The organism is Thioclava sp. ISO4, from assembly GCF_058105145.1.
Genome location: NZ_CM176571.1, coordinates 2,903,850 through 2,928,210, shown reverse-complemented (window position 1 = coordinate 2,928,210; position 24,361 = coordinate 2,903,850). Strand labels below are relative to the sequence as shown.

25 protein-coding genes and 1 riboswitch are annotated in these 24,361 nt (G+C 65.6%); of the genes, 18 read left to right on the top strand and 7 right to left on the bottom strand.

Annotated elements, in window-relative coordinates:
- Nucleotides 1-118 precede the first annotated feature (118 nt).
- Together ctaA and AC2TZ7_RS14360 are read left to right on the top strand one after the other, a co-directional pair.
- Nucleotides 119-1,273 (top strand): heme A synthase, encoded by a 1,155-nt coding sequence (gene ctaA, locus AC2TZ7_RS14365; RefSeq protein ID WP_489864749.1) that lies wholly within the window; start codon nucleotides 119-121, stop codon nucleotides 1,271-1,273.
- Entirely contained in the window at nucleotides 1,270-2,736 is a 1,467-nt protein-coding gene (locus AC2TZ7_RS14360; RefSeq protein WP_489864748.1) for a carboxypeptidase M32, read from the top strand. Before ctaA ends, AC2TZ7_RS14360 begins: the two co-directional genes overlap by 4 nt.
- Before the next feature lie 84 nt (nucleotides 2,737-2,820).
- On the opposite strand, the gene AC2TZ7_RS14355 is transcribed toward AC2TZ7_RS14360, so the two are convergent.
- Nucleotides 2,821-4,674, bottom strand: coding sequence for an ABC-F family ATP-binding cassette domain-containing protein (locus tag AC2TZ7_RS14355; RefSeq protein WP_078570894.1), 1,854 nt, complete (start codon nucleotides 4,672-4,674; stop codon nucleotides 2,821-2,823).
- Nucleotides 4,675-4,948: 274 nt separating this feature from the next.
- Here AC2TZ7_RS14355 and ndk point away from each other — a divergent pair, with 274 nt between their 5' ends.
- A complete protein-coding gene (gene ndk / locus AC2TZ7_RS14350; protein ID WP_078520946.1) occupies nucleotides 4,949-5,371 on the top strand; it encodes a nucleoside-diphosphate kinase in 423 nt (140 codons plus the stop codon).
- Between the two features lies 1 nt (nucleotide 5,372).
- On the opposite strand, the gene AC2TZ7_RS14345 is transcribed toward ndk, so the two are convergent.
- The 3 genes from AC2TZ7_RS14345 to AC2TZ7_RS14335 all read right to left on the bottom strand — a co-directional run bounded on the left by AC2TZ7_RS14345 (nucleotide 5,373) and on the right by AC2TZ7_RS14335 (nucleotide 6,760).
- Nucleotides 5,373-5,732, bottom strand: coding sequence for a TfoX/Sxy family DNA transformation protein (locus tag AC2TZ7_RS14345; protein ID WP_489864747.1), 360 nt, complete (start codon nucleotides 5,730-5,732; stop codon nucleotides 5,373-5,375).
- Nucleotides 5,733-5,921: 189 nt separating this feature from the next.
- Nucleotides 5,922-6,056 carry a hypothetical protein gene (locus AC2TZ7_RS14340; protein ID WP_489864746.1) on the bottom strand — a complete coding sequence of 45 codons (135 nt, stop codon included), beginning with the start codon at nucleotides 6,054-6,056 and terminating at the stop codon, nucleotides 5,922-5,924.
- Between the two features lie 224 nt (nucleotides 6,057-6,280).
- The gene (locus AC2TZ7_RS14335) at nucleotides 6,281-6,760 is read right to left on the bottom strand and encodes an RrF2 family transcriptional regulator (protein ID WP_489864745.1); all 480 of its coding nucleotides are present in this window, start codon (nucleotides 6,758-6,760) and stop codon (nucleotides 6,281-6,283) included.
- 333 nt (nucleotides 6,761-7,093) lie between these two features.
- Here AC2TZ7_RS14335 and AC2TZ7_RS14330 point away from each other — a divergent pair, with 333 nt between their 5' ends.
- The 10 genes from AC2TZ7_RS14330 (at nucleotide 7,094) to AC2TZ7_RS14285 (ending at nucleotide 18,199) form a co-directional block, all read left to right on the top strand.
- Nucleotides 7,094-8,104 (top strand): SLAC1 anion channel family protein, encoded by a 1,011-nt coding sequence (locus AC2TZ7_RS14330; RefSeq protein ID WP_489864744.1) that lies wholly within the window; start codon nucleotides 7,094-7,096, stop codon nucleotides 8,102-8,104.
- Nucleotides 8,105-8,360: 256 nt separating this feature from the next.
- Nucleotides 8,361-9,332, top strand: coding sequence for an agmatinase (speB, locus tag AC2TZ7_RS14325; RefSeq protein WP_489864743.1), 972 nt, complete (start codon nucleotides 8,361-8,363; stop codon nucleotides 9,330-9,332).
- The gene (locus AC2TZ7_RS14320; RefSeq protein ID WP_489864742.1) at nucleotides 9,329-9,754 is read left to right on the top strand and encodes a DUF1499 domain-containing protein; all 426 of its coding nucleotides are present in this window, start codon (nucleotides 9,329-9,331) and stop codon (nucleotides 9,752-9,754) included. Before speB ends, AC2TZ7_RS14320 begins: the two co-directional genes overlap by 4 nt.
- A gap of 156 nt (nucleotides 9,755-9,910) precedes the next feature.
- Nucleotides 9,911-10,957: a DUF475 domain-containing protein gene (locus tag AC2TZ7_RS14315; protein WP_489864741.1), complete on the top strand. Its 1,047-nt coding sequence runs from the start codon at nucleotides 9,911-9,913 to the stop codon at nucleotides 10,955-10,957.
- 29 nt (nucleotides 10,958-10,986) lie between these two features.
- Nucleotides 10,987-11,180, top strand: a riboswitch (cobalamin riboswitch).
- Nucleotides 11,181-11,317: 137 nt separating this feature from the next.
- Nucleotides 11,318-13,141 carry a TonB-dependent receptor plug domain-containing protein gene (locus tag AC2TZ7_RS14310; RefSeq protein ID WP_489864740.1) on the top strand — a complete coding sequence of 608 codons (1,824 nt, stop codon included), beginning with the start codon at nucleotides 11,318-11,320 and terminating at the stop codon, nucleotides 13,139-13,141.
- Nucleotides 13,142-13,229: 88 nt separating this feature from the next.
- Nucleotides 13,230-13,979 carry an ABC transporter substrate-binding protein gene (locus AC2TZ7_RS14305; protein ID WP_489864739.1) on the top strand — a complete coding sequence of 250 codons (750 nt, stop codon included), beginning with the start codon at nucleotides 13,230-13,232 and terminating at the stop codon, nucleotides 13,977-13,979.
- Nucleotides 13,976-14,959: a FecCD family ABC transporter permease gene (locus AC2TZ7_RS14300; protein ID WP_489864738.1), complete on the top strand. Its 984-nt coding sequence runs from the start codon at nucleotides 13,976-13,978 to the stop codon at nucleotides 14,957-14,959. The genes AC2TZ7_RS14305 and AC2TZ7_RS14300 overlap by 4 nt, the downstream gene beginning before the upstream one ends.
- On the top strand, nucleotides 14,959-15,705 hold the full coding sequence (locus tag AC2TZ7_RS14295; protein ID WP_489864737.1) for an ABC transporter ATP-binding protein: 747 nt from the start codon (nucleotides 14,959-14,961) through the stop codon (nucleotides 15,703-15,705). The genes AC2TZ7_RS14300 and AC2TZ7_RS14295 overlap by 1 nt, the downstream gene beginning before the upstream one ends.
- Nucleotides 15,705-16,523, top strand: coding sequence for a cobalamin-binding protein (locus tag AC2TZ7_RS14290; protein WP_489864736.1), 819 nt, complete (start codon nucleotides 15,705-15,707; stop codon nucleotides 16,521-16,523). The genes AC2TZ7_RS14295 and AC2TZ7_RS14290 overlap by 1 nt, the downstream gene beginning before the upstream one ends.
- A gap of 65 nt (nucleotides 16,524-16,588) precedes the next feature.
- Complete coding sequence (locus tag AC2TZ7_RS14285) at nucleotides 16,589-18,199, top strand: FMN-binding glutamate synthase family protein (protein WP_098411199.1); 1,611 nt, start codon at nucleotides 16,589-16,591, stop codon at nucleotides 18,197-18,199.
- A gap of 228 nt (nucleotides 18,200-18,427) precedes the next feature.
- Here AC2TZ7_RS14285 and AC2TZ7_RS14280 read toward each other — a convergent pair whose 3' ends face one another.
- The gene (locus tag AC2TZ7_RS14280; protein ID WP_489864735.1) at nucleotides 18,428-19,318 is read right to left on the bottom strand and encodes a serine hydrolase domain-containing protein; all 891 of its coding nucleotides are present in this window, start codon (nucleotides 19,316-19,318) and stop codon (nucleotides 18,428-18,430) included.
- Between the two features lie 154 nt (nucleotides 19,319-19,472).
- Here AC2TZ7_RS14280 and AC2TZ7_RS14275 point away from each other — a divergent pair, with 154 nt between their 5' ends.
- The 4 genes from AC2TZ7_RS14275 (at nucleotide 19,473) to AC2TZ7_RS14260 (ending at nucleotide 22,290) form a co-directional block, all read left to right on the top strand.
- Nucleotides 19,473-19,988 (top strand): YeeE/YedE thiosulfate transporter family protein, encoded by a 516-nt coding sequence (locus AC2TZ7_RS14275; RefSeq protein ID WP_078540566.1) that lies wholly within the window; start codon nucleotides 19,473-19,475, stop codon nucleotides 19,986-19,988.
- Nucleotides 19,985-20,635, top strand: a complete 651-nt coding sequence (locus AC2TZ7_RS14270; RefSeq protein WP_489864734.1) for a DUF6691 family protein — start codon at nucleotides 19,985-19,987, stop codon at nucleotides 20,633-20,635. Before AC2TZ7_RS14275 ends, AC2TZ7_RS14270 begins: the two co-directional genes overlap by 4 nt.
- Nucleotides 20,636-20,676: 41 nt before the next feature.
- Nucleotides 20,677-21,429 carry a protein tyrosine phosphatase family protein gene (locus AC2TZ7_RS14265; protein WP_083077371.1) on the top strand — a complete coding sequence of 251 codons (753 nt, stop codon included), beginning with the start codon at nucleotides 20,677-20,679 and terminating at the stop codon, nucleotides 21,427-21,429.
- 69 nt (nucleotides 21,430-21,498) lie between these two features.
- Complete coding sequence (locus tag AC2TZ7_RS14260) at nucleotides 21,499-22,290, top strand: DUF6969 family protein (protein WP_098411197.1); 792 nt, start codon at nucleotides 21,499-21,501, stop codon at nucleotides 22,288-22,290.
- Nucleotides 22,291-22,299: 9 nt separating this feature from the next.
- Here AC2TZ7_RS14260 and AC2TZ7_RS14255 read toward each other — a convergent pair whose 3' ends face one another.
- Entirely contained in the window at nucleotides 22,300-22,884 is a 585-nt protein-coding gene (locus tag AC2TZ7_RS14255) for an ImuA family protein (protein WP_489864733.1), read from the bottom strand.
- 96 nt (nucleotides 22,885-22,980) lie between these two features.
- Nucleotides 22,981-23,799 carry an alpha/beta fold hydrolase gene (locus tag AC2TZ7_RS14250; RefSeq protein WP_489864732.1) on the bottom strand — a complete coding sequence of 273 codons (819 nt, stop codon included), beginning with the start codon at nucleotides 23,797-23,799 and terminating at the stop codon, nucleotides 22,981-22,983.
- A gap of 328 nt (nucleotides 23,800-24,127) precedes the next feature.
- Here AC2TZ7_RS14250 and AC2TZ7_RS14245 point away from each other — a divergent pair, with 328 nt between their 5' ends.
- Nucleotides 24,128-24,334, top strand: a complete 207-nt coding sequence (locus AC2TZ7_RS14245) for a cold-shock protein (RefSeq protein WP_075775053.1) — start codon at nucleotides 24,128-24,130, stop codon at nucleotides 24,332-24,334.
- The last annotated feature ends 27 nt before the right edge of the window (nucleotides 24,335-24,361 follow it).

Below are 24,361 nucleotides of genomic sequence, written 5' to 3'. Positions count from 1 at the left end.
GAGACAGCGCGCCCTGCGCCTTCCCGCCCCCTTGCCCCCGGTGAGGGGGCGGCCTAGTTTGCCCTCGCGCAAATTTCTGCCAAGAACAGGCGACAGACAAAGCCGGGGGCCCGCACGCATGAGCGAGAAACGTAGCATCTTCGAGGAAGTCGGCTCTGACGGCGCCACGACACGGGCCGAGCCCAAGGGTGGCATGATCGACGCCAAGCCGCGCGGCGCGCGCCGCGCGATCCGGATGTGGCTCTTCGTGCTGTTCACGCTGGTCGTGGCGATGATCGCCGTGGGCGGGGCCACGCGCCTCACCGATAGCGGGCTGTCGATCACGCGCTGGGATCCGATCTCGGGGGCGATCCCGCCGATGAGCGATGCGGACTGGCAGGCGGAATTCACCCATTACAAAGAGAGCCCGCAGTTCAAATACATGAACCCCAACATGACCGTGTCCGAATTCAAGGGCATCTTCTGGTGGGAATGGGGCCACCGTCAGCTGGGCCGCCTGATCGGCATGGTCTGGTTCATCGGCTTCGTCGGCTTCTGGCTGACCAAGAAAATCCCGACGGGATGGACCGGACGGCTGTTCAGCCTCGGGGTCTTGGGTGGTCTGCAAGGCGCGATCGGCTGGTGGATGGTGTCCTCGGGCCTTGTGGGGCGGATGACATCGGTCGCGTCCTACAGGCTGGCCACGCACCTCGGCCTCGCCTTCATCATCCTCGGTCTGATCTCCTGGTTCGCGCTGCAGCTCTCGCGCCCGGAATCGGCGCTGCTGCAGGCCCGCCGTCTGGCCGAGCCGCGCCTGAGCCGGATCGGCTCGGTGCTGATTGGGCTGGTCTTCGTGCAGATCATCCTCGGCGCGCTGACGGCGGGGATCGACGCAGGGCTCGCCTTCCCGACATGGCCCTCGATGAACGGGCAGTTCCTGCCGTCGGAGAGCTTCGACTACACGCCGATCTGGCGCAACTTCTTCGAGAACCCGGCGCTTGTGCAATTCATGCACCGCATGGTCGGCTATCTCGTCTTCGCCTCGGGTCTTTACGCCGCATGGCGCGCGCGCAGCTCGGCCCATCCGCGCACCAAGGAGGCCTTCGCGCTGATGGCGGCGATGATCTTCTTCCAGATGGTGCTGGGCATCACCACCGCGCTTGAGCTGGTGAATTACTGGTGGCTGGGCCTCATCCACCAATTCGGTGCTATTATCACCTGGGTCCTCGTGATCCGCGCGCGTCACATGGCGCGCTTCCCCCTTGTTCGTTCCATCCGGGAGGGCCGCGTATGAGCGCCTATCAGGACCTGCTCGCGCATCAGCGCGAAACCGAAGCGCTGGGCAATATCGCCGGGCTCCTGAGCTGGGATCAGGAGGTGATGATGCCGCGCGGCGCCGCCGATCAGCGCGCCGAGGAATCCGCCGCGCTGGAATCGGTGCTGCATGCGCGCCGCACCGATCCGCGCATCGAGGACTGGCTGGCCCGCGCCGAGGCCGATGATGCGGTCAGCGCGCGCGTGCTCGATCTGGTGGGGCGCAGCTACAACCGCGCGACCCGCATCCCGGCGCGCCTCGCGACCGAGATGGCGCGTCTGACCTCGCTGTCGCAAGGCATCTGGGCCGAGGCCCGCGCCAATGAAGATGCCTCCGCCTTCCTGCCGACGCTGGAAGAGGTCGTGCGCCTCAAGCGCGAAGAGGCGGAATGCCTGTCCGAGGGCAATCTCTACGATGCGCTGCTCGACGATTTCGAGCCGGGCGCGACGTCGAAGGAAATCGCCACCGTCTTCGACCGGATGCGTGGCCCGCTGGTGGAGCTGCGCGACCGGGTGCTGGGCTCCGAGGTCTCGCCGCAGCCCTTCGACAAGGTCTTCCCCGAGAACGCCCAGCTGCGGCTGGCGCGCAAATGCGCCTCCGCCTTCGGCTATGACTGGACTCGCGGGCGGCTCGATATGTCGGTTCACCCGTTCTCCTCGGGCGGCGGCGACGATGCGCGCATCACGACGCGCATCTCCGAGAGCGACCCGTTCGGCAATATCTACTCGACGATCCACGAGGTCGGGCACGCCACCTACGAGCAGGCGATCAACCCGGCCTATCGCTTCACGCCGCTGGGCCACGGCGTCTCGATGGGCGTGCATGAAAGCCAGAGCCGGATCTATGAGAACCAGCTTGGCCGCTCGGCCCCGTTCACCGGCTGGCTGCATCAGCGCATGACCGATGCGTTCGGCGATCTCGGCATGGATGCGGAGACCTTCCACGCGCTGGTCAACCGCGTCGATATGGGCTTCATCCGCACGGAATCGGACGAGCTGAACTACAACCTCCACATCATGCTGCGCTTCGATCTGGAGCGCGATCTGATCTCGGGCAAGCTGGAGGTCGCGGATCTCGAAGAGGCGTGGAATACCCGTTTCGAACAGGATTTCGGCGTGAAGGTCACCAAGCCCAGCCAGGGCTTCCTGCAGGATGTGCATTGGTCGGTGGGGCTGTTCGGCTACTTCCCGACCTATGCGCTGGGCAATGTCTATGCGGGCTGTCTCGACGAGGCGATGCGCGCGGTCACGCCGGGTATCGACGCGGCATTGGCCGAGGGCGATGCGAGCCCCGCCAAGCAATGGCTCGACGAGAACCTGCGCGTCCACGGCGGGTTGCGCACCCCGCGCGAGACGATCCAGAACGCCTGCGGGTTCGAGCCGACCGAGACGCCGCTGCTGGCTTATCTGACGCGGAAATTCGAGGGCATCTACAAGCTGTGATGCGCCGCGCTGGTTGAGGGGGCAGGCGCCTCCGGCGGGGATATTTGGATCGAGAAGAAGGGGCGCGCGGCCCCTTCATCGATCTCAGTCCTGCTCGGCGGTCTCGAGTTTCTCCAGCGCCGCCATCCAGAGCGCCTCGGCCTTTTCCATCGCCTTGGTCGCCTCGGTATGCTTGGCCTGCCAGATCGCGAGATCTCGGGCTTTTTCAGGCTCGTAAAGCGTGGGATCGGCGAGTTTCGCGTCGAGCTTCTCGAGCATGTCGCTCAGCTTCTCGACCCGGGCTTCGCAGTCGCGGACCTCGCGCTTCATGGTGGTCATCGCACAGCGCGACGGTTTTGCGGCTTTCGGCGCGGCCGATTTCGCGGGCTTGTCCTCGGGCGGCGGCGCCAGAAGCTCCGCGCGGTAGCTTTCCAGATCGCCCTGATAGGGCGCGACCGCGCCGCCCTTGACCAGCCAGAGCCGGTCGGCCACCAGCCCCAGCAGGTGCATGTCGTGGCTCACAAGGATCACCGCGCCGGAATATTCGGTGAGCGCCGTCACCAGCGCCTCGCGGCTCTCGATGTCGAGGTGGTTGGTCGGCTCGTCGAGGATCAAGAGATGCGGCGCATCGAGCGTCGCCAGTAGCAGCGACAGCCGCGCCTTCTGCCCGCCCGAGAGCTTGCCCACCGCCGTCTCCGCCTGATCCGCGCCGAGGCCGAAGCCCGCAAGCCGCGCGCGCAGCTTGGCGGGATGCTCGTCGGGACGCTCGCGCTTGAGATGGGTGAGCGGCGTCTCTTTCAGGTCCAGCTCGTCGACCTGATGCTGCGCGAAATAGCCGATCCGCAGCTTGGACGAGCGCGTGATCTTGCCGTCCATCACCTGAAGTTTGTCCGCCAAGAGCTTGGAAAGCGTGGATTTCCCCTCACCGTTCCGGCCCAGCAGCGCGATCCGGTCGTCCTGATCGATGCGCAGGTTGAGCTGCTTGAGGATCGCGGGCCCGCCATAGCCCACGGCGGCACCTTCCATCGCGATGATCGGCGGGGAGAGCTGTTCCGGCGCGGGGAAGGTGAAGACCTGTTTCGCCGCTTCTTCCGGGGCGGTGATCGGCTCCATCTTCTCGAGCATCTTGACGCGCGCCTGCGCCTGCTTGGCCTTGGTGGCCTGCGCGCGGAAGCGATCCACGAAGCCCTGCAGATGGGCGCGGCGCGCCTCCTGCTTCTTGGCTTGGGCGGCCTGCGCCTCGCGGCGCAGCCTGCGGGTGCGTGCGAAGGTGTCGTAGCCGCCTTGATAAAGCGTGAGTTGCCGATCCTCGAGATGCAGGATCGAGCCCACCGCGCGGTTGAGCAGATCGCGGTCGTGGGAGATCACGATCACCGTATGCGGGTAGCGCATCAGATAGCTTTCCAGCCAGAGCGCGCCTTCGAGATCGAGATAGTTCGTCGGTTCGTCCAGAAGCAGCAGATCGGGCTGCGCGAACAGCACGCCCGCCAGCGCCACGCGCATCCGCCAGCCGCCGGAGAAATCCGAACAGGGGCGCTTTTGCGCCTCCATGTCGAAGCCGAGGCCCTTCAGAATGGCGCTCGCCCGCGCCTCGCCGGACCACGCGTCGATATCGACCAGCCGCGTCTGCACCTCGGCGATGCGATGCGCGTCGGTCGCCGTCTCGGCCTCGGCCAGAAGGCTCGCGCGTTCCTCGTCGGCGGCCAGCACCGTATCGAGAAGCGAGGTCGAAGAGGACGGCACTTCCTGCGCCACGCCGCCGACGCGGGCGCGCGAGGGCAGGCCGATCTCGCCGCCATCCAGCGTCAGCTCGCCCCGGATCAGCCGGAACAGTGTCGTCTTGCCCGCGCCGTTGGGGCCGACGAGGCCGACCTTGTGGCCTTCGGGGATGGTGGCGGAGGCGTTCGCAAAGAGCGGACGGCCTTCGATCGAAAAGGAGATATCGGAGATGCGCAACATGGGGCCTGACTTGGCGCAGGGGCGGGCAACAGTCAATCGCTGCCGCGCGCCGCGGCCCTTTCGGCTTGGCAAAAATATCCCCGCCGGAGGCATCTGCGGGCGCAAACCCGCGCGGCGGCCTGTCGATCGGCCTTGACCAAACGGTCACAAAACCACGCTAGTGTCGCCGCAAGCCCGCCCATGAGGGCTTTTCAAGGCTTCCCCTGCATGATAGCAGGCGCGGCAGATATTTCGGACCGGATACCGGCCACGAACCACAAGGAAAGGGTCACACATGGCCATCGAACGCACGCTGAGCATCATCAAACCCGACGCGACCAAGCGCAACCTCACCGGCAAGATCAACGCCAAGTTCGAGGAAGCGGGGCTGCGCATCGTCGCGCAAAAGCGCATCCAGCTGACCATGGATCAGGCCGGCAAGTTCTACGAAGTCCACAAAGAGCGCCCCTTCTACGGCGAACTGTGCGAGTTCATGGCGTCCGAGCCGGTCGTCGTTCAGGTGCTCGAGGGTGAAGGCGCGATCGCCAAGAACCGCGAAGTGATGGGCGCGACCAACCCGGCGGAAGCCGACGAGGGCACCATCCGCAAGGAATACGCGCTCTCCGTGGGTGAGAACTCGGTGCACGGCTCCGACGCTCCGGAAACCGCTGCGGAAGAAATCTCGTTCTTCTTCTCGGGTCTCGAGATCGTCGGCTGATCTAGCGTTTCGCGATCAGACCAATTTCCGAGAGGGCCGCGTCCAGCCGGGCGCGGCCTTTCTCTTTTGCGGATTGGGTGCTGCTGTCGTCCGACGCGATCCGCGCCTTAAGTGCATCGAATTTCTTGCGGAATTCGGTCTTCTCCGCGCCACGGCAGTCGTTCCACGGGCGACCTTGCAGCGCCATGTGCAGCGCGTAATAGCCGATGAAATGGGCGGGGTTCCCGACCTCGATCCAGGCGGCATAGGCGGCGTCCGCGCCGATCTCGCGCAGCTCCTCGGCCGAGGTGATCCCGGCGCGGATAAAGCCCTCGGCGGTGGCGGGGCCGATCCCCTTGATGGATGTGAGAGAGGTGCTCATCGTGCCGGACGGTCCTTCGGGGCGCGACGCGTTTGCAGCGCGACGGCTTGGCGGATCATCGCAGTTTGAGAGCGGGCTTCGCGCCACGCAAGAGCAGCGCGAAGGAGATGTCGGTTCGCAGGCAGCGCGCGCCGGGTTGCGGCCGCGGGGCCTGCGCGCGCCGCTGTTATCGCGGCGCGAGAAAGAGCGTCAGATCGACGCCCAATCGTCGAATACGGTGCCGTTCTGTTGGGTGGTGTTACCCGTTTGACCTTGCTGCTGGCCAGGACGGTTCGTGCCGCCTTGCTGTTGCTGGCCGGATTGAGTGCCCGATTGCTGTTGCATGACCTAAGCCTTGTGATGAGTCGTGTTTTGCCGGGAGTGTCCCGTTACTGCGACAAGTAGCCACAGGCTCTCGCTGGCGAAAGGGGGGGTCAAGCGAAACTGAATTCTGGTCGCTTTGCCGTGATCGGGTGTCATAAAACTGTGACGTTGCCGCAACGGAAACACCGCTGTGCACGGGAATGCGTCAGAAATGTGGACCAATCGGCGCGGCCTCTATGCGGCGGTTATTCCGCGGCGCGTGCCGTGGCGCAGATCGAGAGCGACTGCAGGCCCTGAAGGCTGAGCATCGCTTCCAGCGCGGTGTTGTTGTCGACCAGATCGGCGAGGGTCTTGCGGTCGAGCGTCCCGTAGAAAGCCTCGAGCGCCTCGCGCAGCGCATCGCGGAACAGGCATGCATCGCGCAGCGGGCAGGTGTTGGTCTCGGTGTCGAAACATTCGGCGAAGGGCAGGGCGGCCTCGAAGGCGCGCAGAACCTTGCCCACGCCGATCTCTTCGGGCGGGCGGGCAAGCTGCATCCCGCCGGCGCGGCCGCGCAGGGTGGTGATGAAATTCTCGCGCGCGAGTGTGTTGATGACCTGCGCGAGATGGTTCTCGGACGCGTTACAGGCCTCCGCGATCTCGTGTTTGCGCACGGTTCGATGCGGATTGACCGCGCAGAACATCAGCACGCGCATCGCGAGATTGGTTCGTGTGGTCAGACGCATCGTAACTCCTCCAGCTCACGAAGCGGTGATATAGGTAAGTTTACGTCGCAGGTTTGACCTATGTCACGTTCCTCGAAAATTTTCGTCACACAGAGAGGCGGGCTCCAGCGGGGATCTGCCGGGGGGCAATATCCGCTGGACGGAGCCACGCGCGGCACCCGGCGCGGCGAATGCGTCCATTTGTCAGACTCCTCAAACACGGGCGCGTGAGTAAATGAGAGATGTTGCCCGTCGTGTCATTCGGTCCGGCCGATCCGGCGCTGCGCGGGCGATCTGATCCGTCGCGGAGCGGCCATTTCGGGCGTGGGCGGCGATTCCCACGGGGAGGGCAAGATGAGCAGTCTGGCTGAATCGAGTGCCGCGCATAGCCGGCTCGAGCATTTTCCGATCACCTTCTATGCGACGACGATGGGGCTCGGGGGCTTCACGCTGGCGCTGCGCGCGGCGTCCAAGCCGCTCGGGCTCGGGCCGTTGCCCTATCAGGTGAGTTTCGCGGTGACTGTCGTGGTCTTCGTGCTGATCTCGGTCTTCTATCTCGCCAAGGCGCTGAAGCACCCGCAGGGCGTGAGTGCGGAATGGCATCACCCGATCCGGCTGGCCTTCTTCCCGACCGTCGCGATTTCGCTGCTGCTGCTGGCAACCGGGGCGCTGACGGTCTCGACCTCGCTTGCCCTCCTGCTGTGGCTGGCGGGCACGACCCTGCAGGGAATCATGACGCTCGCGGTCGTGACCAACTGGATCGGGACGCGCAGTTTCAAACACGGGCAGCTGAACCCGGCATGGTTCATCCCGGCGGTGGGCAATGTGATCGTGCCGGTGGCGGGCGCGCAGCTCGGTTTCATCGAGATCAGCTGGCTGTTCTTCTCGGCCGGGATGCTGTTCTGGCTCGTGCTGCTGACGCTGGTGTTCAACCGGTTGATCTTCCACGACCCCCTGCCGAGCAAGCTGCAGCCGACGCTGGTGATCCTGATCGCGCCGCCCGCGGTGGCCTTCATCGCGTGGCTGCGCCTGACCGGCGAGCAGATCGTGCCCGGGGCCGGGGTCGGGCAGGGCGTCGATCCTTTCGCGCATATCCTGCTGTCGCTGGCCTATGTCTTCGCGGCGCTCGTTGCGGTGCAGCTGCCGCGCATCCTGCGGCTGCCCTTCGCGATGAGCTTCTGGGCGCTGAGCTTCCCCATCGCGGCGCTGACCATCGCGACCTTCCTGCATGCCGAATACGCCCATTCCGACCCGCATCTGCGCATGGCGGTGGCGTTCCTCGCGATCCTTGCCGTGGTGATCGTGGGGCTCGTCTGGCGCACGGGGCTTGCGATCCTGCGCGGAGAGATTTGCCAGCCGGAGTGAGGGGGGCGGCGTTCAGGTCTGAGATCGCCCGGGGCGACCAGCCCCGGGCCGCGCCCGACCCTCCCCCCGGGAGGGCGCGTTGGCGATGTCAGCGCGGGCCCACGCGTCATTCGGGCTTGCGAGATAAAGCGACAAGCCACAGAGCGCGTCCAGCGCCCACCCGAGGTCGGGCGCGGCCCTCTCCACATAGATGCACGGCAGCTTGACCTCCCGCGAGGGCTGGCGCAGATTTCGCGGGCGAAAAGGAGGGGCGGTCATGGCTCTGGAAGATGCGAAAACCCAAGTGGATCAGGCTTTTACGCGGGCAGAGGCACGTGGCCTGAGCTTCGAGAACACCTTCGGCGGGGCCACCAGCTTCCTGCGGCGGCGTTACACCAAAGATCTCGCGGGTGCGCAGATCGCCGTGACCGGCATCCCCTTCGATCAGGCGGTGACGAACCGTCCCGGCACGCGCTTCGGGCCGCGTGCGATCCGCGAGGCCTCGACGCTGCAGGCGTTCGACGCGCCCTATGGCTGGGGCTATGACCCGTTCTCTGAACTCGCCATCGTCGATTACGGTGACATGCCCTTCGACTATGCCAATGTGCCGGAAGTGCCGGGCCGGATCGAGGCGCATCTGGGCGCGATCTTCGGGGCGGGCGTCGTGCCGATCACGCTGGGCGGCGATCACTTCATCACCCTGCCGATCCTGCGCGCGGCGGCTGCCGCCCATGGGGAGATCGCGCTCATTCAGTTCGACGCCCATTCCGACACCTGGGCCGATGACGATATGGACCGGATCGACCACGGCACGTTCCTGTATAAGGCGATCAAGTCGGGCGTGGTGAAGGCCGAGAACACGGTCTCGGTCGGTATCCGCACCGACAATCCCGATACGCTGGGCGTGACGATCGTTGATGCGCCTTCGGTGCATCGCGAGGGTGTAGCGGCCACGCTGGAGCGCATTCGCGCGGTGGTGGGCGAGCGGCCCTGCTACGTCACCTTCGATATCGACGGTCTGGACCCGGCTTTCGCGCCCGGTACCGGCACGCCGGTCTGGGGCGGTCTGGCCAGCTGGCAGGCGGCAGAGCTGTTGCGCGGGCTGAAGGGTATCAAACTGATCGGCGGCGATGTGGTCGAGGTCTCTCCGCCCTACGATCCGACCGGCGTGACGGCCATCGCGGGCGCGCATGTCGCGACCGAGCTGATCGCGCTGGCCGGTTGGGGGCTGCGGGAGGGCGCGGAATGAGCCGGGCCGTGACGATCCTCGCGCTCGGGCTGGCCGTGGTGGCCGTGGCCGATGGCTGGGTGCGCTTCGCCTCGATCGACCCTGCGCGCTACAAGATCGAAGGTTTGGCGAAAGCGCCCGGCGATCACCCCGAGACGGGCGGGTTTCAGGCCGCGCGCGAGGTGGCCGACCCGCTGGCGCAGATGGCCGCGCTCGACAAGATCATCCGCGCCACCGCGCGCACCAAGCACGTCGCGGGCAGCGTCGATGAGGGGCATGCGGCCTATGTCACCCGCTCTGCCTTCTGGGGCTTTCCCGACGTCACCACGCTTTGGGTCGAGGGCAACACGCTGCAAATCCGCGGTCATCTCGTCTACGGCAGATCCGATCTCGGGGTGAACAAGGCCCGGATCATGGGCTGGCTCGACGAGGCAGGGCTGTAGCGGGCTTGATCCGAGGCGCGGCTTCCGCGTCTCGCGGCGCGTATCCCGCCGCCTTGATCCGCGCTCGCCGGGTCACAGCGATCAACTCTGACGGCGCGCTCCCTTGCGAAGAGAGGGGGCGGAGCCTAAGTGAGGCCCCATGCAGCCGGAGCCAGCATGACCATCATGTATCGTTATTTCTCCTGGGCCATCGCCGTCACCGTTGCGGGGCTGGTCGGGTCTTTCGCGCTGGGGTTCACCCAGACCGGCGGGCTTGGCGGCGCGGTCTCTTTCCTGATGATCACGGCGGTACTCGCCGTGCTGGAAATCTCGCTGAGCTTCGACAACGCCATCGTCAACGCCAACAAGCTGCACCAGATGACGCCGAAATGGCAGCGTCGCTTCCTGACCTGGGGTATCCTGATCGCGGTCTTCGGGATGCGTATCCTGTTCCCGCTGCTGATCGTCGTGGTCGCCGCCGGCATCGGGCCGTGGGAAGCGGTTCAACTGGCCGCGAAACACCCGGCCGAATATGCCGAGATCATCGAGGACGCGCATCTGTCGATCGCGGGCTTCGGCGGGGCCTTCCTGATGATGGTCGCGCTCACCTATTTCATCGATGAGGGCAAGGAGGTCGACTGGATCCGCACGCTCGAATGCCGGTTGCGCTCGCTCGCCTCGATCCGCGGGCTCGAGATCGGCCTCGTGCTGCTCGTCATTCTGGTCTTCACCTGGATCTTGCCGGAAGGGCGCGAGGACGATTTCATGTTCGCCTCCATCTGCGGGCTTGCGACCTTCCTGGGTGTCGAAGTCCTGAGCCACGTGCTCGACCGGACGAATATCGCCGCCGAGACGGCGAAGGCGGGCCTCGGTGCGTTCCTCTATCTCGAAGTGCTCGACGCGTCCTTCAGTTTCGACGGGGTGATCGGGGCCTTCGCACTGACCCAGAACCTGTTCCTGATCGCGATCGGTCTGGGGATCGGCGCGATGTATGTGCGCTCGATGACGCTGATGCTGGTGGAGCGCAACACGCTGAGCGAATTCCGCTATCTCGAGAACGGCGCCTTCTGGTCGATCCTGATCCTCTCGGTCGTCATGTTCGCGCAGACGCTGGTGGAAGTGCCCGAGGTGATTACCGGGCTGATCGGGGCGGGGCTGATCGGGCTGGCGCTGCTGTCCTCGATCCGGTTCAACCGGCGCAGCAGAGCCGCCGTCGAGAGTTGAAATTTTCTTGACAGACTGCGGCGCGCGCGGCACAGCAGGGGCACTTCGGTTCCGCCTTGGCGGATGAAAAGGGAACCCGGTGCGATGCGTGCATTCATTCCGGGGCTGCCCCCGCAACTGTGAGCGGCGAGTGACGGCTGACTGAGCCACTGGGGAAACCCGGGAAGGCCAGCCGAAACCAAGACCCGCGAGCCAGGAGACCTGCCGAGGCGCTCATCCTTTCTGCCTGTGCGGGGCGCGCAGCGGAGGCGGTCTTCCGTCAGTGGTGACATTCTCACCGTCGGCGGAAATTCCTAATTTCCAAAGACTTACGATACGAAGTTCACGCGACCGCAGAGTCGCGATACGAGGGAATTGGATATGATCCGCACCCGTTTGACCATGGGCCTGATGCTCACCACCGCGCTGGCAGGCCCCGCGCTTGCGCAAGACAGCCAACCTTACCAACTCGATGAGATCGTGATCTATTACGGCGCGCTCGAGCCGCAATCTGCGGACAAGACCGGACAGGCGGTCACTGTGCTCTCGCGCAAGGATATGGAGCGTTCGGGCGAGACGCGCCTTGCCAATCTGATCGCGCAATCGCCGGGCGTCGGCATCCTGTCGCGCGGCCCAATGGGCGCGCAGACCGGCTTCACCATTCGCGGCGTGTCGCAGAACTACGTGAAGGTTCTGGTGGATGGCATCGACGTCTCCGATCCCTCCGCGACGCAGGTGCTGCCCGATCTGGGCCGGTTCAACACGTTCAACTACGACCGGGTCGAGATCATGCGCGGCTCGCAATCGGCGGTCTATGGCGGGCAGGCGGTCGCCGGTGTGATCAACCTCGACACGCCGCGCCCGACCGAGGATGGCGTGAGCCAAAGCGTCAAGGTTGAGCTCGGCTCCTACCAGACCGCGAATGCGGCCTATAACTTCGGCTGGAAGAAGGGCGATGACGAGCTCGCGATCCAGCTGTCGAAAGTCTACACCGCAGGCTTCTCGGCGGCCGACAAGAAAAACGGCAATACCGAGAAAGACGGCTACCGCGCTGACCGCGTGAGCCTGCGCGCGCAAAAGCGCATCTCCGACAACCTGCTGATCGGCTTCAACGGGTTTGCGCAGAACGACCGGGGCGAGTTCGATAACGGCTTCAGCTCGCCGCCCACGGACAGCAACGAATACACGATCCACAAGGAGCGGGGCGGGCGTCTCTTCGCCGAATTCACGACCGGTCCGCTTGATCACGAGCTTGGCCTGACCTATTACACGACCTCGCGCTGGTATCCGGTCTATGACTATGGCTACGAGGGCAAGCGCCGCAAACTCGTCTGGAAAGCCTCGACCGATCTCGGGCCGGGGCGGCTGACCTTCGGGGCGGATCGCACGCTGGAAACCTATACCGGCACCTATGTCACGGGCGATGTCCTGACCGCGGATACGGGCGTCTTCGGCGAATATGCCTTCTCGCCGATGGACGGGGTGAACGTGATCGCCTCGGCGCGCCATGACGATCACTCGGATTTCGGCGGCAACACCACGGGCCGTCTGGGCGTCACCTGGCAGGCCGATGCCGCGACCCTCGTCCGCGCTTCGGTGGGCAACGGGTTCCGCGCGCCGTCGGGCTACGAGCTTTATGACGGCTATGCGGGCAATCCCGATCTCAAGCCCGAGAAATCGCTGAGCTACGATCTGGGCGTCGAGCGTGATTTCGGTGCGCATAAGCTGACCGCGACGCTGTTCCATATCGAGGTGAAGGACCTGATCGACTACAGCAACGCGACCTACAGCTATTACCAGACCTCGGGCACCGCCAAACGGCAGGGTCTGGAGCTGGGCCTGAAGGGGCCGATCTCCAACAAGGTCAATTACAGCCTCGGCTATACCTATCTGGACTCGAAGAACCCCGACGGTCTCTCTGCCGGCTCGACGTGGAACTCGGCCTTCGGGCGGCATACGCTGACCGCCGGGATCGACGCGCAGGTGACTGACAGGCTCACGCTCGCCGCCGATATGCGCGTGGTCACCGATCGTCAGAGCCAGCCCGATTACGGCCTGCTGAATGCGCAGATGACTTACGATCTGGGCAATGACAAAGAGGCCTATCTGCGCATCGAGAACCTGACCGACACCGATTACCAGCTCTGGCCGGGCTACGGCACCTCGGGTCGCGCCGCCTATGTGGGGCTGCGTGCGCGGTTCTGATCTGAAAGGGGCGGTTTGCGTCGCCCTTTTCGCCGCCTTGGCGGCGACCTCCTCCGCATGGGCGGAGGAGCCTGCGCGGGTCGTGTCCATGAACCTTTGCACGGATCAGTTGGCGCTGGCGCTAGCCGATCCGTCGCAGATCGTCTCGGTCAGTCATTTCGCGACCGATCCGTCGATGTCTGTGCATTGGAAGCAGGCTGAAGAACTACCCGTAAACCACGGTCGTGCCGAGGACATTTCGATTCTGCACCCCGATCTCGTTCTGGCCGACACATGGTCGAACCCGGACACGATCCGCATGTTGCGCACGCTCGGGATTCGGGTCGAGCAACTGCCGCCCGGTACCTCGCTGCCCGAGATCCGCGGCCGGATCGAGACGATGGGCAAGCTGCTCGGCCACCCCGATCGCGCGGCGAAAATGCTCGCGGATTTCGATGCGCGGCTGGCGGCGATCAAGACACCCGCGCCGGGGCTGAAAGCTGCGATCATCGGGCCCTCGGGCTATGGCTACGGGCCGCGGACCCTTGAAGGGCAAATCCTTGAAATGGCAGGGTTTCAGAATGTCGTCAGCGGGCCGGGGCTCGACTGGGGCGGGCGGTTGCCGCTGGAAGATCTGGTGATGGATCGCCCCGATCTGGTCGTCGTCGGCGGCTCGCAAGGCCGCACCGGTACGAGCCGCGCGCAGGAGGTGCTGGCGCATCCGGTGCTGCGCGATCTGCCGGTCGTGCGGGGCCTGCGCGATGCAAGCTGGACCTGCGGCGCGCCCGCGATGCTGAATGCGGTGGAGACGCTGGCAAAGCTCGGACGTAAAATCGAGAAAGAGAAGCTGACGCAATGAGTTATCGCACGATCCTCATCCTTCTCTCTATCCTTTGTGCGGTGCTGTTCGCAGCCTCGCTGCTGATCGGGCCGTCAGGCATCTCGCCGCTTCACGGCCTCTCCGCGCTGATTTCCGGCGATGGTGCCGCAGGGCTGGTGATGCGCGAGTTGCGCCTGCCGCGCGCGATCCTCGGGATCGGCGTCGGTGCCGCGCTGGGGCTGTCGGGCGCCGCGATGCAGGGCTTCCTGCGCAATCCGCTGGCCGAGCCGGGGCTGATCGGCACCTCTGCAGGGGCGGCGCTTGGCGCGGTGATCGCGATCCAGACCGGGCTTTACGCGCTCTTCGCGCTGGCCCTGCCGCTGGCCGCACTGGCCGGAGCTGGCGTGGCCGTCGCGCTGATCCTGATCCTTGCGGGACGCGAGGGCCGGGCGCTGGTGCTGATCCTCGCGGGGATCGCGGTCTCGGCGCTGGCGGCGGCGGCGACCGCGCTGGTGCTGAACCTCGCGCCGTCGCCCTATGCCGCGGCCGAGATCGTGTTCTGGATGATGGGCTCGCTCGCCGATCGCTCGATGACCCATGTGGCGCTGGCGCTGCCGTTCCTGATCGTGGGCGCGCTGATCCTGCTGCGCGCGGGCGCCGGGCTGGATGCGCTGAGCCTTGGGGAAGATGCTGCAGCTTCGATGGGTATCTCCTTGAAAAGGCTGCGGCTTCAGATCGTCTTCGGCACGGCGCTGATGGTCGGTGCGGCCACGGCTGTCGCAGGGGCGATCGGCTTCGTCGGCCTCGTCGTGCCGCATCTGTTGCGCAAATCCGTGGGCGCGCGGCCGTCGCGGCTGTTGCCGGCTTCGGCGCTTGGCGGCGCGGCGATGCTGACGCTGGCCGATATCGCGACGCGGGTGATCGCACCCGAGCGCGACCTGAAACTGGGCGTGTTGACCGCGCTGGTCGGCGCGCCGTTCTTCCTGTCGATGATCCGCAAAATGGGGCGCGAGGGCTGATGCTGAAGCTGGAAAACCTCACCGTTCTGCGCGGCGAATGTCCGGTGGTCGATCGCGTCTCGGCGCAGGTCGGGCCGGGCGAGGTGATCGGGCTGATCGGGCCCAATGGTGCGGGCAAGACCTCGCTGCTGCGGGGCGCGATGGGGCTCTTGTCGCATCGCGGGGACAGCTCGCTTTCTGCGCTCGACCCGATGGCGCGGGCGCGGGCGGCGGCGTGGCTGCCGCAGGCGCGCGAGATCGCCTGGGGGCTGTCGGTCGCCGATCTGGTGGCGCTGGGGCGGCTGCCGCATGGCCGCGATCAGGCGACGCGCGGGGCGGCTGCGGTGGAGGAGGCGCTGCGCCGGATGGGGCTCGACACTTACCGCGATCGTGCCGCCACGCAGCTCTCGGGCGGCGAGCAGGCGCGGGTGCTGATCGCGCGGGCGCTCGCGCAGGAAAGCCCGCTGATCCTCGCCGACGAACCCATTGCAGGGCTCGATCCGGCGGCGCAGATCGCGACGATGCAGGTCTTCACAGCCCATGCGCAGGCGGGCGGCGCGGTGGTCACCTCGCTGCATGATCTGGGGCTGGCCGCGCGCCATTGCACCCGGCTTTGGGTGATGGATCGCGGGCGGCTGGTCGCGGACGGTGCGCCCGGCGAGGTGCTGACCGAGACGCTTCTGGCCGAGGTCTTCCACATCCGCGCACACTTTAAGGTCACGCCGGAAGGTCCCGTTTTTCAACCGCTTTCCACCTTGGGGGGCTGATGGCATTTCCGGCCGAGCGCATCGTCTGCCTGACCGAGGAGACGATCGAAACGCTCTATCTTCTGGGTGAGGACGCGCGCATCGTCGGCGTCTCGGGCTACGCGGTGCGGCCAAAACGGGTGCGTCAGGAAAAGCCGCGCGTCTCGGCCTTCATCTCCGCCGATCTGCCGAAGATTCTCGCGCTGAAGCCGGACCTCGTTCTGACCTTCTCCGACCTTCAGGCCGATATCGTCGCGGGGCTGGTGCGCGAGGGTGTGGCGGTTCATGCGTTCAACCAACGCTCGGTCGCGGGTATCCTCGACATGATCTGCACGGTGGGCGCGCTGGTGGGCTGCACCGAGCGGGCGGAGCTGCTCGCCGCGGGTTACGAGACGCGTCTGGCGGAGATCGCCGCGAAGCCGCGCCCGAGCCGTCCGCGCGTCTGGTTCGAGGAATGGGACGAACCGCTGATCTCTGCCGTGGGCTGGGTGTCGGAGCTGATCGAGATCGCGGGCGGGCGCGACGTCTTCGCCGACCTGGCGAAAGAGGGCAAAGCCAAGCATCGCATCGTCACTCCCGAACAAGTGATCAACGCCGCGCCCGAGGTCATCGTGGGGTCGTGGTGCGGCAAGAAGTTCCGCCCCGAGAAAGTTTCCGCAAGGCCAGGCTGGCAGGACGTTCCGGCTGTTGCGCGAAACCGGCTGCACGAGGTCAAATCGACCCTGATCCTCCAACCCGGGCCTGCCGCGCTGACCGACGGGCTCGACGCGCTGGAGGCCGCGATCTGGTCCGATCCGGGCCCGATCCGGGGTTGCGGGCGTAATTGTTCTTCGACATAGAACCCGCGCGCGCTAGAGTGGGCGTGCATAAGAACACACGATAAAAAAACCCCGCGGGAGGGGGCATGTTCACGCGTTTTATTCGGTTTTCTCCGCTCGTCCTGTCAGCGCTGCTGACCCTCGGCGCGCTTTCCGGCTTGATCCTCACGGATTGGTTTCTGGTCGCCGCGATCCTCTTCGGTTTCCTGACGCTGGTCGGGATCCACGATCTGATCCAGACCAAGCACGCGATCACCCGGAACTATCCGATCCTCGGCCATCTGCGGTTCTTCTTCGAGGAAATCCGCCCCGAGATCCGCCAATATCTGATTGAGGGGGACGACGAAGACATTCCGTTCTCCCGCGCGACGCGCACGATTGTCTATCAGCGCGCCAAGGATATCGAGGATGCCAAACCCTTCGGCACCCGTATCCGCGTCTCGGAATCGGGCTATCAGTGGATCACCCATTCGGTGAAGCCGCGCCATATCGAGGATAGCGATTTCCGCGTCGAGATCGGCGGGGAGGCGTGCAAGCAGCCCTACAAGGCGTCGATCTACAATATCTCGGCCATGTCCTTCGGGGCGCTGTCGGCCAATGCGATCACGGCGCTCAACAAGGGCGCGAAGATGGGCGGGTTCGCGCATGACACGGGCGAGGGAGGTATCTCGCGCTATCACCGTGAGGGCGGCGATCTGATCTACGAGGTCGGCTCGGGCTATTTCGGCTGCCGCAACCATGATGGCAGCTTCAATCCTGAGAAATTCGCCAAGCGCGCGCAGGACCCTCAGGTCAAGATGATCGAGCTGAAGCTGAGCCAGGGCGCGAAGCCGGGCCATGGCGGCATGTTGCCCGCGGCCAAGATCACCCCCGAGATCGCCGAGGCGCGCGACATTCCGATGGATCGCGACTGCATCTCGCCCGCCTCGCATTCCGCTTTCTCGACCCCGCTGGAGATGATGGAATTCATCGGCCAGCTGCGCGAGCTGTCGGGCGGCAAGCCGGTGGGCTTCAAGCTCTGCGTCGGTCACCGCCGCGAATTCATGTGCATCGTCAAGGCGATGCTGGAGACCGGCATTACCCCCGATTTCATCGTGGTCGACGGCAAGGAGGGCGGCACCGGCGCGGCCCCTCTGGAATTCGCCAATCACATGGGCTTCCCGCTCGTCGAAGGTCTCAGCTTCGTGCACAACACGCTGCGCGGGGCGGGGCTGCGCGATCAGGTGAAGATCGGGGCCTCGGGCAAGGTCGTCACCGCTTTCCATATCGCCAAGGTTCTGGCGATCGGGGCGGATTGGGCGAACTCGGCGCGCGGCTTCATGTTCTCGATCGGCTGCATTCAGGCGCAGTCGTGCCACACGAATAAATGCCCGACCGGGGTGACCACGCAGGACCCGATCCGTCAGCGCGCGCTGGTGGTGCCTGAGAAGTCGCAGCGCGTGGCCAATTTCCACCGCAACACGATGAAGGCGCTGGCCGAGATGACGGGGGCCGCGGGGCTCACCCATCCGGGGCAGTTCCTGCCGCATCACCTGCTGGTGCGCGACCGCGAGCGCGATTTCAAAGTGGGCGACGAGATCTATCACTATATGCCCGAAGGGTTCCTCCTGCGCGAGGATGACGACCGCTTCGGCTATCTCAAGCGCTGGAAGCGTGCCCGCGCCGAGGCGTTCGAGCCCTTCGACAGCGGCGTGTGAGATCGGATTTCACGGTATCGTGGGAGAGGCGGCGACGGTGGTTGCCGCCTTTCTTTTTGGCGATGAGGGGAGCGCCCGACCTCGGGTGGGCGCAGGCACGGTCTCGGTGGTCTTCGCTTTATCGCGCCTCACACCTCCGACGCTGATGCGCGCAGTCTGGCTGCAAAAGCGCCCTCCCGGGGGGAGGTCGGGCGCTGCCCGGTGTTGGTCACACCGGGCAGGTCTCACTCACTCCGCGAGCAGGGCTTTTGCCACGGTCTGTTCCGCCGGTCCCTCGAAGGGGCCATGCGTGAAGGCGGCGGCGGTGCGGCCGGTCTCTCGGGAGTGATAGACGGCGTTGGAGCTGAACGGCCCTGCGCCGGAATGGCCGAAGACACGCATATCGCCCCAGTCGCCGCACATCAGCCCCAGCCCGTACCCATGCCGTGTCCAGGGGCGGTTGGACAGTGCGCCTCCCAACTCGCGGCAGGCGGTCATGCGCGCGAATGAGGCTTTGGGCAGCAGCCCGCCCAGCCCGTGCAACAGCCGCGCGGCATCGCCCGCCGTGCCGATCAGCGTGCGGTGATAGACCCAGCCGGGGTGGTAGTCGCGCGCCTCGGGCCAGTGAAGTGCGGCAAAATCGGCGGGCGTTTGGGCGAGCCGGACACTCTCCAGCTCCAGAGGCCCCGCGATCCGCTCTTGCACCAGTTCCGCAAGGCCCATCGCCGCCGCGCCTTCGATCACCTCGCGGGCGAGCATGTAGCCGAGATTGGAGTAATTCCATCCATCGCCCGGCGGAAATGGCGCACGCTGTGCCAGCACCCGCGTCACCAGCAGATCGCGCGGCCACGGCGCGCGTCCCGCCGCGACATCCGCGTGATAGGCGGGCAGGGAGCCGTAATCGGGCAGGCCCGCGCTGTGATCGAGCAGATGGGCGAGCGTGCAGCCTTCGGGCAGCTCCGGCAGATCGAGCGGCGTGTCTAATTCGAGCCGCCCCTCGGCCTCGAGGATCAGCGCGAGCGCGGCGATGACCGGCTTGGTGAAGCTCCAATAGGGGAAGAGGGGCGCGCCTTCCTGCGCCGTTTGGCAGCGAGTGTCGCGGTCAATCGTCGCGGTGAAGGCGGTGGCGGGTTGGGGCAAGGCTTTGTCTTTACATAATTTTCCCGGTGGAGCGGGCAGGGCGCTTCCCGAGTTTATGTCATTTGCCGCATCGCGGCGCTGAAAAAAGTTGAAACGGCTTTGGCGATTTGTATCATCACCTATGAATATGATCATGGGAGGAAGGGAGGCTTTCATGAGAGACGCACCCAAAGCATTTTGGTCACCGCTCGCCGCCGGCACCGCGCTCGGCTTGGCGTTGCTGTTGACCTTCGTCGTGACCGGGCATGGGCTCGGCGCATCCGGCTTCGTGACCCGCTTCGCGGCACAGGCCAATGACTGGGTCGCCCCGCAGGCGACCGCAGACAATTCCTATTTCGGCCCCTTCATGGCGGCGGGTAGCCCGCTTCTGAGCTGGATCACCTGGGAAGTGGTCGGCGTCCTGATCGGGGCGTGGCTCGGCGCGAAAGGCGCGGGCCGGATTTCGGTCAAGGTGGAGCGCGGCCCGCGCACCACGAGCGGCAATCGCCTCGTTTATGCGCTGCTGGGCGGCGCGCTCGTCGGCTTCGGCGCGCGTCTGGCGCGCGGCTGCACCTCGGGTCTGGGCCTGTCGGGTAGTGCTACGCTCGCCGTGGCGGGCTTCGTCTTCCTGATCGGCTTCTTCGCGGCGGGCTTCGCCGTCTCCATGATGATGCGGAGGATCTGGCAATGAGCATCCCTCTTTACGATAGCGGCATAGCCTCGGGCCTCCTGTCGGGCATTCTCTTCGGCTACGCGCTGGAGGCGGCGGGCTTCGGTTCTCCGCGCAAGCTGACGGGGCAGTTCACCCTGCGCGACTTCTCGGTCTTCAAGGTGATGTTCACCGCCGTGATCGTCTGCGCCGTGGGGCTTTACGTGCTGCGGACGATGGGCTGGATGGGCCCGGCCGCGGTCTTCATCCCGACGCTCTTCTTCTGGGCGATCCTGCTGGGCGGCGTCTTCATCGGCGCGGGCTTTGCCGTGGGCGGCTATTGCCCGGGCACGTCCGTCGTCGGTGTGGCCTCGGGCCGGATCGACGCGGTGGTCTTCGTGATCGGCATGGTGCTCGGCACCTCGGTCTTCGCCTGGGTCTTCGACCCGATCAAGGATTTCTACCTCGCAGGTCAGGGGCCGACGGCACAGACCCTACCGCAGCTCTTCGGGCTGCCGGAATGGGTGATCCTGCTGGCGCTGATCATCATCGCCGCCGTGGGCTTCCGCCTCGGCACGATCCTCGAGCGGTCGCGCGGCGGTCCGTTCACCGCCGAAGAGGTCTGCGCCCCGGATGACGAGGCCGACGAGTTCGCCCTGACGTCCGCATCGGCAGATGCGCGCGGGTAACGGTTTGTAATACGGACGAAATTCTAGGGAGGAAAAAGTCCATGAAACTGCATAAGAAACGCAAGAGCCTGCTGCGCGCCGCGATGGTGCCGGTGACTGCGGTCGCGATGAGCGCCGCCGTTCCCGCCACCTCCAGCGCGCAGGCGACCAACCCCTGCGCTCCGGCTGTGACGAACCCCTGTGCGCCGGCCAACCCCTGCGCCCCGGCGGCCGCCAACCCTTGCGCACCGGCTGCGGCGAACCCCTGTGCGCCCTCGGCGGCGAAGGCTGCGGATGCGGGCAGCGACGCGGCGCCGATGGCCAGCGGGCCCTATGACACCACGGTCAAGGCAACGCAGGCGCCCTATGGCGACAAGATGCCCCCGATCGTCGACAACTACCTGCGCGCGACGCCCTATGTCGGCACCGGTGGCTTCATCGACCCGACGGGCATTCCGATGCTCAAGATGCTCGGCTTCAAGACCGTCGTGAGCCTGCTCAAGCCCGACGAGGGCGCGCCGAACGAGGGCGATCTCGTGCAGAAGGCCGGGATGAACTACATCCAGATCTCCGTGCCGACCAAGGCGCCGACCGAGGCGCAGGTCGCCGAATTCGCGAAGATCGTCGAAGACCCGGCGAACTATCCGATCCTGCTGCATTGCGAGAGCTCGAACCGGGTGGGCGCGATGTGGGCGCTCTATCGCGCGTCGAAAGGCGTGCCGAACGAGATCGCCATTGAGGAAGGCCGTCAGGTCGGTCTGAAGACCTCGCGCGAACCGGCTGTGCGTGAAATGCTCGGCATGGAGCCGCTCTGAGCGCAGATGTCGCGATGACAAGGACGGGGTCAGCGCCTAGGCTGGCCCCGTTCGCATGAGGAGAGACCGATGACCCGACCCGAAACGCCCTCCGAGATGTCACCCGACAGCGCCAACCCGGCGACGCCCGCGCCCACGCTGCGCATCGCCAATCCCGGGATCGAGGGGCTGCCGCGTGCGCGCCTCGAAGAGATGCATGACGCGGCCGAGACCGTGCTCGAATGCGAGACGGTGCTGGCGAAATCGGGGATGAGCGTCGTCTCGGAAGTGCTGCGCGGGCAGGGGGATTTCCTTGTTTGGTCGCGCTATCCGCAGGGCGATGTCTTCGATACCGAGACGCATTGCCACTATTTCTACCACGCCCATGACGCGCGCGAGATGGCCGAGGGGGAGAACGGGCATTTCCACCTGTTCATGCGCCCCGAAGGGATCATTCCGGGGCTGGAGCCGTGGGACCTGCCCGGTGCGAAGATCCCCGAGGATACGGCTGCGCGCTTCGTCCATATCGGCGCGATCAGCGTGGATGCGAAGGGCCGGGCGATCCGCATTTTTACCACCAATCGCTGGGTCACGGATGAATGCCTCTACCGCGCCGAGGACATGATCCGGCTGCTCGATCATTTCGCGATCGAACTGGCGCATCCGAACTGGGCGGTGAACCTGTGGCTGAGCGGAATGGTCACGCTCTACCGTCCGCAATTCGCGGCCCTTCTGCGCGCGCGGGATGCGCAGATCGAGGCGTGGCTGGCGGATCATCCGGGCAGCGAGGTGCTTGAGGATCGCGGCTTGCAGAATATCAGCCAGTGGCCCGTCGATCCCGTCGCTCAGATCGGCGCGATCGAGGATAAGCTCGACCTCTGAGCCGCGGGTCTACACCGGCACGCTCGAGGGTGCGCAGTCATTGACCGAGAGGATCTCGGGCGCGCGGGTCTTCGCGTTCCACTCCACCTCCCAGGCGCGGCAGGGGCCGGATTTGTTCTTCAGCTGCCGCCAGCGCAGCCGGGGCGAGTCCACCCCCTCGCGCAGCAGCTTGTCGTAGACGGGCATCGCGTGCCAGCGCGTCTCCGCCGCGTTCGAGCCGCCATCGGGCAGGATCAGGCACAGCCCCGTCGCGCGGCCCTCCTTGGCGGCCAGTTGCAGCCGCCGCCCGGCCGTCAGCCCGATCTCGCGCGGCAATTCCCCGATCACCAGCGGCACCGAGCCGTCGCGCAGCGCCTCTTCCATCACCGCGAGCGTGTCGGTCTGATCCTTGCCGCGCGCCAGCAGAAGCCGCGCCGGGTTGAAGAAGCTCACCAGCCCGCGCGGATTGAGTCCCTCGCGGCGATGGCGTTCGTTCACCCAGAGGATCGGCCCCGTGGTGCTGGCGCAGACCGCGCAGGCGAAGCTCGTGGCGCCGATGCCGCAGACCTCATGGGTGCGGCCTTCGCGCAGGGGAAACGGGTGGGGCGTGGTCATCGGTGCGGCAGCGGGTCAAGTGGAAACAAAACATGAACACGCTAGGCAAAAAACACCCGGCCCGCAAGGGATCGCAGGCCGGGACAGCGGGTGGCGTTACTTCAGGAACTCAAGCAGCGCGATGTTGAACTCATCCGAATGGGTCACGTTGCAGCCATGCGGTGCGCCCTTGATGATGAAAAGCTGGCTGTCGGGGATCGCCTTGTAAGTCAGCGCGCCGGAGCCTTCGAGCGGCACGATCGCGTCGCTGTCGCCGTGGATCACCAGAACGGGCACGCGCACTGCCTCCAGATCCTCGCGGAAATCGGTGGTGCCGAACGCCTCCATGCAGCCAAGTGCTGCGCTCTGGTCGGACTGGTGGCACAGCGTCACCGCCTGTTCGCAGTCCTCGGCAGAGGCCTTGAGATCGCCGTCGACGCTGTAGAAAGCCTTGACGAATTGCGGGAAGAACGCCTCGCGCCCGTCGCGCAGCCCCTGTTCCATCTCGGCTGCGGCCTCCTTGGTCAGCGGGCCGTCGGGATTGCTCTCGCCCTGCATCAGGCAGGGCGTCACGGCGGAGGCGAAGACGGCAGCGCGCAGCCTGTCCTCGCCGTGGTTGCGGATGTAGCGCGCGACTTCGCCGCCGCCCATCGAGAAGCCCACCAGCGTCACGTCATGCAGATCCATCGCGGTGAGGATCGCATCGAGATCGGCGGCGAGCGTGTCGTAATCGAATCCTTCGGTGGGTTTTTCCGCGAGACCGAAGCCGCGACGGTCATAGGTGATGACGCGGTGACCGGCAGCGATCAGGGCGGGGACTTGTTTCTCCCACGCCTTGCCCGAGAGCGGCCAGCCGTGGATCAGGACCACGGGCCGACCCGAGCCGCCATGGTCGATTGCGTTGAGCTGGCCGGGGCCGAGCGGGGCTGCTGTCATGGGGGTCCTCCTGCGTCTTCAGTGGTCGAAGATCTCGCCTGTTCATTGGAGGTAACGCGGGCGAGGCGGGCAAAGGTCCGAAATCTCATATATTTTTTGCATGTTTTCACAGCCCGGCGGGAGGGCGCCGAATTGCGCCGATCGCAGTGCCGTGCAACCCCCTCAGATGCTTTGATCATTGCAATTAGGGCCCTTTCGCCTTATGTCTTCTCTCGCTACGTTTGATTCCCAGATGCACTGTCTCCTTACGGCTTCAGTTTGCTTTCAAGAACTGACTACGCCGAGCTGACGCATTTCGCAGGCAGCATAATTTAATAGGAGACTCACGATGGCCGAAGGCACCGTGAAATGGTTCAATAGCACCAAGGGTTATGGCTTCATCGCACCGAACGATGGCGGCAAAGACATCTTCCTTCACATCTCCGCCGTTGAGCGCGCTGGCATCCAGCGTCTCGATGACGGTCAGAAAGTGACCTACGATCTGGAAACCGGCCGTGACGGCCGCCAGTCGGCAGGTAACCTCGCGCTCGCGTAAGCTGAGCCCGTGTGACGGTATGAGACG

Bases quoted from the DNA above. Each gene is read 5' to 3' on its own strand.
- ctaA (WP_489864749.1), top strand. From the start codon at position 119: ATGAGCGAGAAACGTAGCATCTTCGAGGAAGTCGGCTCTGACGGCGCC.
- AC2TZ7_RS14360 (WP_489864748.1), top strand. From the start codon at position 1,270: ATGAGCGCCTATCAGGACCTGCTCGCGCATCAGCGCGAAACCGAAGCG.
- AC2TZ7_RS14355 (WP_078570894.1), bottom strand. From the start codon at position 4,674: ATGTTGCGCATCTCCGATATCTCCTTTTCGATCGAAGGCCGTCCGCTC.
- ndk (WP_078520946.1), top strand. From the start codon at position 4,949: ATGGCCATCGAACGCACGCTGAGCATCATCAAACCCGACGCGACCAAG.
- AC2TZ7_RS14345 (WP_489864747.1), bottom strand. From the start codon at position 5,732: ATGAGCACCTCTCTCACATCCATCAAGGGGATCGGCCCCGCCACCGCC.
- AC2TZ7_RS14340 (WP_489864746.1), bottom strand. From the start codon at position 6,056: ATGCAACAGCAATCGGGCACTCAATCCGGCCAGCAACAGCAAGGCGGC.
- AC2TZ7_RS14335 (WP_489864745.1), bottom strand. From the start codon at position 6,760: ATGCGTCTGACCACACGAACCAATCTCGCGATGCGCGTGCTGATGTTC.
- AC2TZ7_RS14330 (WP_489864744.1), top strand. From the start codon at position 7,094: ATGAGCAGTCTGGCTGAATCGAGTGCCGCGCATAGCCGGCTCGAGCAT.
- speB (WP_489864743.1), top strand. From the start codon at position 8,361: ATGGCTCTGGAAGATGCGAAAACCCAAGTGGATCAGGCTTTTACGCGG.
- AC2TZ7_RS14320 (WP_489864742.1), top strand. From the start codon at position 9,329: ATGAGCCGGGCCGTGACGATCCTCGCGCTCGGGCTGGCCGTGGTGGCC.
- AC2TZ7_RS14315 (WP_489864741.1), top strand. From the start codon at position 9,911: ATGACCATCATGTATCGTTATTTCTCCTGGGCCATCGCCGTCACCGTT.
- AC2TZ7_RS14310 (WP_489864740.1), top strand. From the start codon at position 11,318: ATGATCCGCACCCGTTTGACCATGGGCCTGATGCTCACCACCGCGCTG.
- AC2TZ7_RS14305 (WP_489864739.1), top strand. From the start codon at position 13,230: ATGAACCTTTGCACGGATCAGTTGGCGCTGGCGCTAGCCGATCCGTCG.
- AC2TZ7_RS14300 (WP_489864738.1), top strand. From the start codon at position 13,976: ATGAGTTATCGCACGATCCTCATCCTTCTCTCTATCCTTTGTGCGGTG.
- AC2TZ7_RS14295 (WP_489864737.1), top strand. From the start codon at position 14,959: ATGCTGAAGCTGGAAAACCTCACCGTTCTGCGCGGCGAATGTCCGGTG.
- AC2TZ7_RS14290 (WP_489864736.1), top strand. From the start codon at position 15,705: ATGGCATTTCCGGCCGAGCGCATCGTCTGCCTGACCGAGGAGACGATC.
- AC2TZ7_RS14285 (WP_098411199.1), top strand. From the start codon at position 16,589: ATGTTCACGCGTTTTATTCGGTTTTCTCCGCTCGTCCTGTCAGCGCTG.
- AC2TZ7_RS14275 (WP_078540566.1), top strand. From the start codon at position 19,473: ATGAGAGACGCACCCAAAGCATTTTGGTCACCGCTCGCCGCCGGCACC.
- AC2TZ7_RS14270 (WP_489864734.1), top strand. From the start codon at position 19,985: ATGAGCATCCCTCTTTACGATAGCGGCATAGCCTCGGGCCTCCTGTCG.
- AC2TZ7_RS14265 (WP_083077371.1), top strand. From the start codon at position 20,677: ATGAAACTGCATAAGAAACGCAAGAGCCTGCTGCGCGCCGCGATGGTG.
- AC2TZ7_RS14260 (WP_098411197.1), top strand. From the start codon at position 21,499: ATGACCCGACCCGAAACGCCCTCCGAGATGTCACCCGACAGCGCCAAC.
- AC2TZ7_RS14255 (WP_489864733.1), bottom strand. From the start codon at position 22,884: ATGACCACGCCCCACCCGTTTCCCCTGCGCGAAGGCCGCACCCATGAG.
- AC2TZ7_RS14250 (WP_489864732.1), bottom strand. From the start codon at position 23,799: ATGACAGCAGCCCCGCTCGGCCCCGGCCAGCTCAACGCAATCGACCAT.
- AC2TZ7_RS14245 (WP_075775053.1), top strand. From the start codon at position 24,128: ATGGCCGAAGGCACCGTGAAATGGTTCAATAGCACCAAGGGTTATGGC.